We start from the raw sequence: 9,837 nt of genomic DNA, 5'->3' as shown, positions 1-9,837 counted from the left end.
GTACACAGTGCACTGGGTTATGTATCGCCTTTTGAGTTTGAAGCAATGTACTATGATAAGATTAACCCGTTAGGTCAGGTGGCCTAACTTAAATAAAAAAGTCTCCGACAAACCCGGTACGGTTCAATACTTTGGTACAAGGTTGAACCATCAAGGTTAAATGAATAGCCTGTTGGTACTACAAAGCTCGAAATCGCTTTTGGTGCACCATACGCTTCCATTTTTTCCATGATACGTGGCAAAACGGTTTCAGAACTTGCCGTTGAGTACGCCAAAATCAGTTCGTCTTTGAGAATCTTGATCAGGGTAAAAATGTTTAGACCACAGATTTTTGCAACTAAACCGAGGACACCTAAACCAAAGAACAAAATTGCAGCGTAAACCAACACCACCAATTTTGCCAAAGGCACCAATGACGCAAAACCAAACGTCGTTACAGTCGCCGCGATCAAGGCAAATACACCCACAGGCGCATACAGCATGATCATGTGGGTGACTTTAAACATCGCCTCAGAAACTGCTTTCAACACATTAAGTAATGGTTGTTTGGTTTCTACAGGCAGAGCAGCTAAACCAATCCCGAACATCACCGAGAAGAAAATAATCGGCAACATTTGTCCACTTGCCATCGCACTAAAAATGTTCGATGGAATCAGCGACAAGATCGTTTGTACCAAACCATGTGACTGTGACTGCACTTCTTCAGTGGTATGTTCATACTGAGAAATGTCGGCTTTATGTAGTAAAGACATATCAATGCCTGAACCAGGATGGAAGACATTGGCAGCAACAATACCCACCACAATCGCAACAGTGGTAATAATTTCAAAATAAAGAATGGTTTTTACACCCAAGATTCCAAGTTTTTTGGAATCTCCAACCCCAGCAATACCTAGGATTAAAGTTGAAATCACAATCGGTACAACGATCATCTTGATCAAGTTAATAAAAATTTGACCGGCTGGTTTCAAAAAGTTATTCACAACACTTTGCTGAATATCGGGTTGGTTGTGCAAAATAGTTCCCACAACAACACCCAAAATCAATGCAATTAAGATTTGCCAAGCAAGACTAATCTTTACTTTGTTCATAGGCTAAGACCTTATACGATCCAGTGAGTTGTCCACAGTAATATGGGCAGACATTAACAAAGGAAGATGGAAAAGAATAAAGCATATAAGTCGAAATCCAATTTCGAGGCCGCTCCATTAAAAACGGGGACTACTCTACTCAGGGGCTATTCTTTCGTCAACAAAAAAAATACAAAATACTTGCAACAAAAAATTAATATTTAAATTTTCTTATTTTAATTCAAAAACTTATTTTTACTTTAAATTTTAATTTTTTTAAGATTCACTCAAAAATTCCACAAAATCTCTTAAAAAATCACCATAACAGCTAAAACCATAACTATAAGTTATTATTTTTTATGTATTTTATTTCTAATTTTTAACAAAAATTATATTAACTCATCGAAAAAATGTCTAACACAGATAATTATGTGATTTTTTCAGCAAAATATGAGATGCACTTTGTTACGTTGTTCAATGCCTCAAATACAGACAAGCTTTAAAAGACCACTATAATGAAGTTTTCCAATAACAGTCTATCTATCAATATCATGACAAAACTGACGTGCTTTAAAGCCTATGACATTCGCGGCAAACTCGAAACTGAATTGAATGAAGATATTGCTTATAAAATTGGTCGTGCCTACGGTCAGATCTATCAACCTCAAACCATCGCGGTCGGTTGTGATGTTCGTCTTAGCAGTGAAAGTCTTAAACAAGCCACGATTCGTGGTTTAAATGATGCAGGTGTTAATGTCCTTGACTTGGGTATGACAGGCACAGAAGAAGTGTATTTTGCGGCGTTCCATCTCGATGTTCAGGGCGGTATTGAAGTGACGGCAAGTCACAACCCGATGGACTATAACGGTATGAAACTGGTGCGTGAAAATTCACGTCCGATTAGTGCCGATACAGGTTTAAAAGAAATTCAAGCCTTAGCAGAAAGTGCTGAATTTACTGAAGTCAGCCAAAAAGGCAGCACACAGAACTATAATATTTTACCTGAATTTGTTGAGCATCTTTTGGGTTATATCCAGCCTGAAAAAATTCGCCCACTCAAACTGGTGGTCAATGCAGGTAATGGTGCAGCAGGTCATGTGATTGATGCCATTGAAACTCAGTTTAAAGCACTCAATATCCCTGTTGAATTTATCAAGATTCACCATGAAGCTGATGGTACGTTCCCCAATGGTATCCCTAACCCATTACTGGTTGAAAACCGTGACAGTACGTCACAAGCCGTGCTTGCTCATCAAGCCGATATGGGGATTGCTTGGGATGGTGACTTTGACCGCTGTTTCTTGTTCGATGAGAAAGGTCAATTTATCGAAGGCTATTACATTGTCGGTTTACTCGCACAAGCCTTCTTGTTGCAACATCCGAATGAAAAAATCGTGCACGACCCGCGTCTGGTCTGGAACACGCAGGATATTGTTGAAAAATATCAAGGGCAAACCGTACAGTCTAAATCGGGTCATGCTTTCATTAAGCAAATCATGCGTGAAGAAAATGCCATCTATGGCGGTGAGATGAGCGCACACCACTATTTCCGCGATTTTGCTTACTGTGACAGTGGCATGATTCCATGGTTATTGGTGGCAAGTTTATTGTCTGAAACTCAGCAATCATTATCAAGCTTGGTTGAAGACATGATTGCCAAATTCCCATGTAGCGGTGAAATTAACTTTAAAGTTGCTGATAGCCAAATCACCATTCAAAAGATTTTTGATCATTATGCTGCACAAAATCCTGTGATTGACCGTACCGATGGTGTCAGTCTGGACTTTGGCGCATGGCGTTTAAATATCCGTGCGTCCAATACTGAACCATTGCTGCGTTTAAATATTGAAAGCCGTAGTGAACTTCAGCCGCGTACGATGCAAGCCTATGTCGATGAACTATCCGCCATGATTCAGAGCTAATCGTTTACATCGGCAGCCATAAAAAAGCTCGGTCACATACCGAGCTTTTTTATTGGATCAATGACTTTTCGGTTTCAGCATTTGATAGGTAAAATTATGTCCATTCAATGTGTCGTTATTCAACGATTTATATTGTTCAAGAAGTTGCTCTTTATTGAATTTGCAGGATGCTTTTTCACGAATAAATTTCTGATGAATCGCATCATAACAAGAAGAAACCTGCTCAATAAATTGATAATAAGGTGACAATGGCAAATTCGCCAAATGCAGAATTTTCGGTGCTAAAAAGCTGGCTGGAATAAAGGGCTGAGCAAAAACTTTCCGCTGTACAGGATAATTACTCCACAGTACCAATGGTGTTTCATAGGCATTCGGTTCTTCACGGTTTGGGTCTTGATCAAAATAATGATATTCATCATACACATTTTGTAGATTTGGCAAATGATCCCCAAATGCAATCACAATGGTTGGACGTTTCAGAGTTTTCACATACGCTGTCAGATCACGAATATGTTGGTCGGCTCGCGCCACCCCAGCCGTATAGGTTGCCATTTTCTGATGGGCACTTTCAGACAGATTCGGATTGAGCTTATAAGACTGTGTCCCATAACGGTCATCCGAATACATCGGATGGTTTTCAACTGTAATCGCATAAATAAATTTCGGTTGATCACTGGCAAGGCTCAATTCTGTTTTGATGGAATTAAAAATCACATCATCATTCGCCCAACCTGCCTGATTAAAGATGGTCGAACGATTGGTTGAGTTCATCATATTTTCAAGTGATATAAACTTGTGAAAGCCCATCGACTGATAAACACGATTACGGTTGTAGTAGTAACGCCAGTTATTGTGCATGGCGATGGTGTCGTAGCCCAAGCTATTTAAATACAACGGCAAGGAATAAATTGGCTTACGAATTTTTGCCACGTAGACCAGTTCATTACGGAAGAAAATCGTGTTTAAGCTGGTCAGTGCTTCAAATTCAACATTGGCAGTCCCACCCCCAAATGAAGGAGATAATAATGCAGAGACCTGATTTTGCTTGGTAAATGGCGTGAGATTCTTCGGTAATTTTTTATCGAGCAAGCGTGGATTCCACATCGACTCATCCATCACCACCACAATATTGGGTTGTTCCGTCGTCGATGATGCTGGCTCACTTGCTGCTGTAGGGGTTTCTAAGGGTTTAAAAATCTGTTCAATGGTTTCACGTGAAACAGTTTCATGCGGTAAAAAAGTTCCGGTTAAATTATCCAAAATTTTCGACATAAAAAATGTGGTAAAACCAAAATTCTGAATCTTGCGAAAATCTCCAATCCAGTCACTACGGGTATTGGGAAAACCTGACATATTTAAACAAATACTTGGATAGTTCGGTTTACTGCAAGCCCCAATTGGACTCTTAATGTAGTTCATATATATGGCTGAGCAAAACATCACAGCACTGAGTAACAACTGCACCACGTAGTTCTTTATGGGTGTGGCTTTTTCTTTTCGGAAACAGAAAATCAGCACAGTCAAGAACACTGCAATAAAGGCAAAAAAAGCAACTTTCAATGGCATCGGTGCAGCTTTAAAAGCTTCTGAAAATAATAAGATGTCATCGGGACTAAAGTTGGTGGAGAGATATTTTTCTTTTTTAAAGTTAATAAATTCAATCAGTCCTGCGAAAATCTGACTCAGTACCAGTGCGGTATATTGTCGTCTTAGAACAGCAGCGAATAATAAAATCAGGCTGTAATTAAACAAACAGGACATCAATGTCTTGGCAAGACGAATTGAAGAGAAACCATCAAGCAAAAAATTCCAACTTGATGCAAGATACATTGAGAAAAATGTAGACAAGCAAGCCACAAGCAAAAAGAGAATTTGCTGGCGTAAGGTGTTCATAAGGCAGGAGGGAGAAGATTGATTGAACAGGCGGAAAATTATATCAAAGAATAAATAGCATACAGCCCAATATGATCGAAAAAAATGGCGCTTGTTGCGCCACCTTCATATTTAACGATAACCTTGAGGGTTTTGCTTTTGCCAGTTCCAACTGTGCTTGAGCATATCTTCAAGTTGATATTTTGGCTGCCAACCTAACTCTGTCACTGCACGGGTATTATCGGCAAAACAGGTTGCGACATCACCTGCACGGCGTGGAGCAAACTCAAAAGCAATCGGCACAGCATTGACCTGTTCAAAACCATTTTTCATTTCTAAAACCGAAACGCCCTGCCCTGTACCAATATTCCATGCACGGCAGCCTTGTTGCGTTAAACGATTTTTCAGTGCGCAAACATGTGCCTCTGCCAAATCTACTACATGAATATAATCACGCACGCCTGTACCATCTGGGGTAGCGTAGTCATTGCCAAAGATCGACAGTTTTTCACGTTTACCCACTGCCACTTGGGTGATATACGGCATCAGGTTATTTGGAATGCCTTGTGGATCTTCACCGATTCGACCACTTGGATGTGCCCCTACAGGATTGAAATAGCGCAATAAAGCCAATGACCAACGATCATCCGCTTCTGCCAATTTCTCCAGCATTTGCTCAACCACCAGTTTGGTGTAGCCATAATTGTTATTTGGCATCGCGGTTGGCATGCTTTCGTGTAAAGGTGACGGATGAGCATCACCATAGACCGTTGCCGATGAGCTAAACACCAGTCGAAATACCTCTGCCCGCTGCATCGCTTGGACTAGATTGATACTGCCCGAGATATTGTTATCAAAATAAGTTAGTGGAATTTGCTGACTTTCACCAACAGCTTTTAAACCTGCAAAATGAATCACCGCATCAATTGCATGATCTGCAAATACCTGATCCAGTACTTGGCTGTCCCGAATATCACCTTCAACAAATTTGAGTGCCTTTCCTGTCAGTTCTTGTACACGCTCCAATGCTTCAGGCGAGCTGTTACTGAGATTGTCCAGCACGACAACGTCATACCCTGTTTCAAGCAAACACACACATGTATGTGAACCAATAAACCCTGCGCCACCCGTCACTAAAACTGTTGTCATGTTATTTTCCTAACAAAATCTTGAGTAAGCCTTGAGTTGAGGCATCCAACTCTGGCAAATGATGCTGCTGCTGCCCATTCAAAATCGGTAACAATTGATTGGCAATCTCTTTGCCTTTTTCAACGCCCCATTGATCGAAAGGATTAATATTCCAGATCACAGACTGTACAAATACTTTATGCTCATAGCAGGCGATTAACATCCCCAAACTATAAGGATTCAGCTCATCCACCAATAACGTCGAACTTGCTTGATTGCCTGCGTACTGTTTATAAATCGGCAAATGATCCAGTTCACTCTGATCTAAAGCCTGATTCCCAAAAGCCAGTAAACGAGATTGTGCCAAACAGTTAGAAAGCGCTAAGTGATGCTGCTCAATCAAGGCGCTGGCATTTTCAACATAGGTAAATTGCTGAGTATTGTAACGCTGTATAGGCGCAATAAAATCACAGCTCACGGTATGTGTACCCTGATGCAGCAATTGATAAAAAGCATGCTGCGCATTTGGCCCCACTTCTCCCCAAACAATTGGGCAAGTGTTCATGGTGACCTTTTGACCATTGCGCTGAATCGACTTACCATTCGATTCCATTTCGAGCTGCTGCAAATACGCTGCAAAATATTTCAGGCGACCATCATACGGCAACACCGCATGGGTTTGGACATCCAAGAAATTGGTATTCCATACCCCAAGCAAACCCATCAAGACAGGAATATTTTGGGAAAACTCAGCAGAGCGGAAATGTTGGTCAATCGCATGTGCCCCAGCCAAAAATTGCTGAAAGCCTTGAACACCAATACTTAATGCGATTGGTAAGCCAATACATGACCACAGTGAATAGCGCCCACCGACCCAGTCCCAAAGCAAGAACTGTTTATCAGGGGCAATTCCCCATGCCGTCATTTTATCGGCTTTAGTTGACACACCAATAAAATGATTTTTAACGACTTTATCTTGCTGACCCAAGGCTTTTTCAAGCCACAAACGTACAGTTTGGGCATTGGATAAAGTATCAATCGTACCAAATGATTTAGAGGAAATAATAAACAGTGTCGTTTCAGGGCGTAGTTGATGCAGCAAATCTGATAACTGACTCCCATCCATCGTCGAAACAAAATGTATGTGTAAAGGTTTTGCAGTTTTGACTTTAAAATCAGACAGCGCATGCGTCGCCATCAGTGGACCTAGGTCTGACCCACCCACCCCGATATTGACCACATCCTGAATTACTTCACCTGTTGCACCACGATATTGCCCCGCATGGATTTTTTCCACCAAAGCATACATACGCTGTAATTGCTGCTGAACCTGCTCAGCCAACTCTGGAAATTCAACGGATTGTTCAGGTAAACGCAGTGCCCAATGCATCGCTGCACGTTGCTCAGTATAGTTAATGGTTTTTTCTGAAAATAATGCCTGAATCCATGCTTTAAGTTGTTGCTGTTCAGCCAAACGAATCAGTTGCTGAACAATCGGCAGATCAATACGCTGCTTGCTATAGTCGAGAAACAGTTGTTCAAAACGCAAAGAAAAGTCTTGGAACCGCGTGTTATTTTCTGCAAATAATTCAGTGAGATGTAACTGAGACAATGCTTGGGCACACTGAGTTAACTCTTGCTGCGCCGAGCTGTGCTGAGCTTTCGGAAAGTGAGTAATATTTTCTTCTGTCATTGGCGACCGACTCCTGCGTAGGCAAAGCCTTGTGCCTTCATATATTCTGGATCATAAATATTGCGCCCGTCCAAAATCAGCGGATGCTGCATCAACTGATGCAAATGACGATAATCCAAACTTAAATATTGTTTCCATGCTGTCAAGACGCACAGTGCCTCTGCGCCTTGGGTGGCCTCATATTGATCTTCACACAGAATCAGATCATCACGTGAACCGTACTGTTCTGCAATTAAAGGTAAGGCCTGTGGATCATGCAAACGTACAATCGCCCCTTGTGCCCACAGGGCTTTGAGCATGGTATGAATCGGAGAATAATTGGTTCTGGCGGTATCCTCTTTAAAGGATGCTCCCCAAATTGCAATCACTTTGCCTTGCAGATCACACTGATAATAATTCCACAACTTACGGAATAAGAGTTCCTTCTGTTGCTCATTAATCTCCCAGACCTGTTCTAGCAACTGGCTTTTGACCCCTGTATCAGCAATGGTTTGTGACAGTGTCAAAATATCATGTGAAAAATTTGCCCCACCAAATCCCACACCTGCCGCCAAATAGCTTGAACCAATCCGATTATCGGCACCAATTCCTAGACGCACATTGGCAATATCAATATTGAGTTTTTCAGCAACCTGAGCCAAATCATTCATATAGCTGATTCGGGTCGCCAACATGCCTGAAATACTGAGTTTGGTAAATTCAGCATCTAAAATCGGCATAAACAGATAATTATGGTTATAGCTAAAAAATGGACGTAATAACTCACGGATTTTTGTTTGGGCACTTGCCGTTTCCGCCCCGACCACCACATGTTTAACCTGCAACACACTATTGATGGCATTGCCTTCCTGAATCATATCGGGCAAGTAACACCAGTCATCCTGCGGCAGTTGATGCATCAACTGGGTTGTTCCATCCAAACCAAAACTTGACCCGTTGATCATTAATTTGGGATGGATGATCGGCTGCTGCTGCAAATGGTTTAAGACTTGCTGTTGTTGCTGTAATTCATTGGAGTTAAATGCAAAAAAGTATGCATCGACACTCAGTGGAATCTCCTGCAACGACTGTAAATATAAACGCTGGCTTGTCAACTGCTGTTGCAGCAATTGATTAACACTCTGATCTTGATAGTGAATGCTGCTATGTTGCTGGGCACAAAGACTTGGGCACCAATAAACATGATGCCCATACTCTGCAAATAAGCCTGCCATAACCCCAGCATGTAATGTTGCTCCATAGACTGCGATTTTCATGGCCTAGCTCCGATTTAGATATCGAGTTCACGAATTAAAGCAATGACATCCTGACCGAGTTTTGGATGTTCAACCGCATAATGCAATACCGCTTTGAGATAACCAAGCTTGCTGCCACAGTCAAAGGTTACACCTGACATTCGATAAGCTTCAACGTATTCGGTTTGATTGAGCATGGCAATCGCATCGGTCAGTTGAATTTCATTGCCTGCACCTTTCGGTGTTTGTTCAAGCAGTTGCATAATTTTTGCAGGAAGCACATAACGTCCAACCACCGACAAATTACTTGGCGCTGTTCCTAATGCAGGCTTCTCAACAATGCCTTGCATCTCGATACTTTGCCCCTCATCTGGAACAGTTTTGACATCCACAATTCCATACTGATCAACCAAGTTTTCAGGAACGGCTTCCACCATGATTTGTGCCGCTTGGGCTTGCTGATAACGTGCAACCATACACGCCAAATCATTTTGCTGATTTTGAGCTTTGACCAAAACATCAGGCAACATCACCGCAAATGCCTCATCACCCACAATTGATTTGGCACATAAAACCGCATGTCCCAAGCCCAAAGGCTGTGGCTGACGCACGCTAACAATGCTGACATGCTCAGGGACAATCTGGCGAATCTCTGCCAATAAGTCCCACTTTTGCTTTTGTTCTAGCGTGGTTTCCAGTTCAAAGTTACGATCAAAATAGTTTTCAATCGAAGCTTTAGAAGAATGGGTCACCAAAATAATCTGCTCAATGCCTGCCTCAACCGCTTCACGCACCACATATTCAATGGCAGGACGATCGACCACAGTCACCATTTCTTTCGGAATAGACTTGCTCGCAGGTAAAAAACGAGTTCCTAAACCTGCAACAGGCAAAATAGCTTTTTTAATCATTTATCA

Annotated in this window: 6 protein-coding genes and 1 pseudogene; 1 reads left to right on the top strand and 6 read right to left on the bottom strand. The window is 41.7% G+C overall.

Annotated elements, in window-relative coordinates; all coding sequences use genetic code 11:
* Positions 1–125: 125 nt before the first annotated feature.
* Positions 126–1,091, bottom strand: a pseudogene (locus tag GBN19_RS09890) (cation:dicarboxylate symporter family transporter); the annotation flags it as partial.
* 530 nt (positions 1,092–1,621) lie between these two features.
* Between GBN19_RS09890 and GBN19_RS09885 the strand changes: the two are divergent.
* Positions 1,622–2,992, top strand: coding sequence for a phosphomannomutase CpsG (locus GBN19_RS09885; protein ID WP_151778023.1), 1,371 nt, complete (start codon positions 1,622–1,624; stop codon positions 2,990–2,992).
* A gap of 57 nt (positions 2,993–3,049) precedes the next feature.
* Here the strand turns inward: GBN19_RS09885 and GBN19_RS09880 are convergent, their stop codons facing one another.
* The 5 genes from GBN19_RS09880 to galU form a co-directional block, all read right to left on the bottom strand.
* On the bottom strand, positions 3,050–4,885 hold the full coding sequence (locus GBN19_RS09880) for an LTA synthase family protein (RefSeq protein WP_151778022.1): 1,836 nt from the start codon (positions 4,883–4,885) through the stop codon (positions 3,050–3,052).
* Positions 4,886–4,996: 111 nt separating this feature from the next.
* Complete coding sequence (galE, locus tag GBN19_RS09875) at positions 4,997–6,013, bottom strand: UDP-glucose 4-epimerase GalE (protein WP_151778021.1); 1,017 nt, start codon at positions 6,011–6,013, stop codon at positions 4,997–4,999.
* Position 6,014: 1 nt separating this feature from the next.
* Positions 6,015–7,685, bottom strand: coding sequence for a glucose-6-phosphate isomerase (gene pgi / locus GBN19_RS09870; protein ID WP_151778020.1), 1,671 nt, complete (start codon positions 7,683–7,685; stop codon positions 6,015–6,017).
* Complete coding sequence (locus GBN19_RS09865) at positions 7,682–8,941, bottom strand: nucleotide sugar dehydrogenase (protein ID WP_151778019.1); 1,260 nt, start codon at positions 8,939–8,941, stop codon at positions 7,682–7,684. The genes pgi and GBN19_RS09865 overlap by 4 nt, the downstream gene beginning before the upstream one ends.
* Before the next feature lie 14 nt (positions 8,942–8,955).
* A complete protein-coding gene (gene galU / locus GBN19_RS09860) occupies positions 8,956–9,831 on the bottom strand; it encodes a UTP--glucose-1-phosphate uridylyltransferase GalU (protein WP_151778018.1) in 876 nt (291 codons plus the stop codon).
* Between the last annotated feature and the right edge of the window lie 6 nt (positions 9,832–9,837).

The sequence above is a fragment of the Acinetobacter brisouii genome (assembly GCF_008993995.1).
In the GTDB taxonomy this organism is placed as follows: Bacteria; Pseudomonadota; Gammaproteobacteria; order Pseudomonadales; family Moraxellaceae; genus Acinetobacter; species Acinetobacter brisouii_A.
The sequence above is the reverse complement of the archived record's forward strand: the minus strand, read 5'-3'. Positions and strand labels throughout refer to the sequence as shown.

Coding starts and splice junctions, on each gene's coding strand:
- GBN19_RS09885 (WP_151778023.1), top strand. CDS start 1,622: ATGACAAAACTGACGTGCTTTAAAGCCTATGACATTCGCGGCAAACTC.
- GBN19_RS09880 (WP_151778022.1), bottom strand. CDS start 4,885: ATGAACACCTTACGCCAGCAAATTCTCTTTTTGCTTGTGGCTTGCTTG.
- galE (WP_151778021.1), bottom strand. CDS start 6,013: ATGACAACAGTTTTAGTGACGGGTGGCGCAGGGTTTATTGGTTCACAT.
- pgi (WP_151778020.1), bottom strand. CDS start 7,685: ATGACAGAAGAAAATATTACTCACTTTCCGAAAGCTCAGCACAGCTCG.
- GBN19_RS09865 (WP_151778019.1), bottom strand. CDS start 8,941: ATGAAAATCGCAGTCTATGGAGCAACATTACATGCTGGGGTTATGGCA.
- galU (WP_151778018.1), bottom strand. CDS start 9,831: ATGATTAAAAAAGCTATTTTGCCTGTTGCAGGTTTAGGAACTCGTTTT.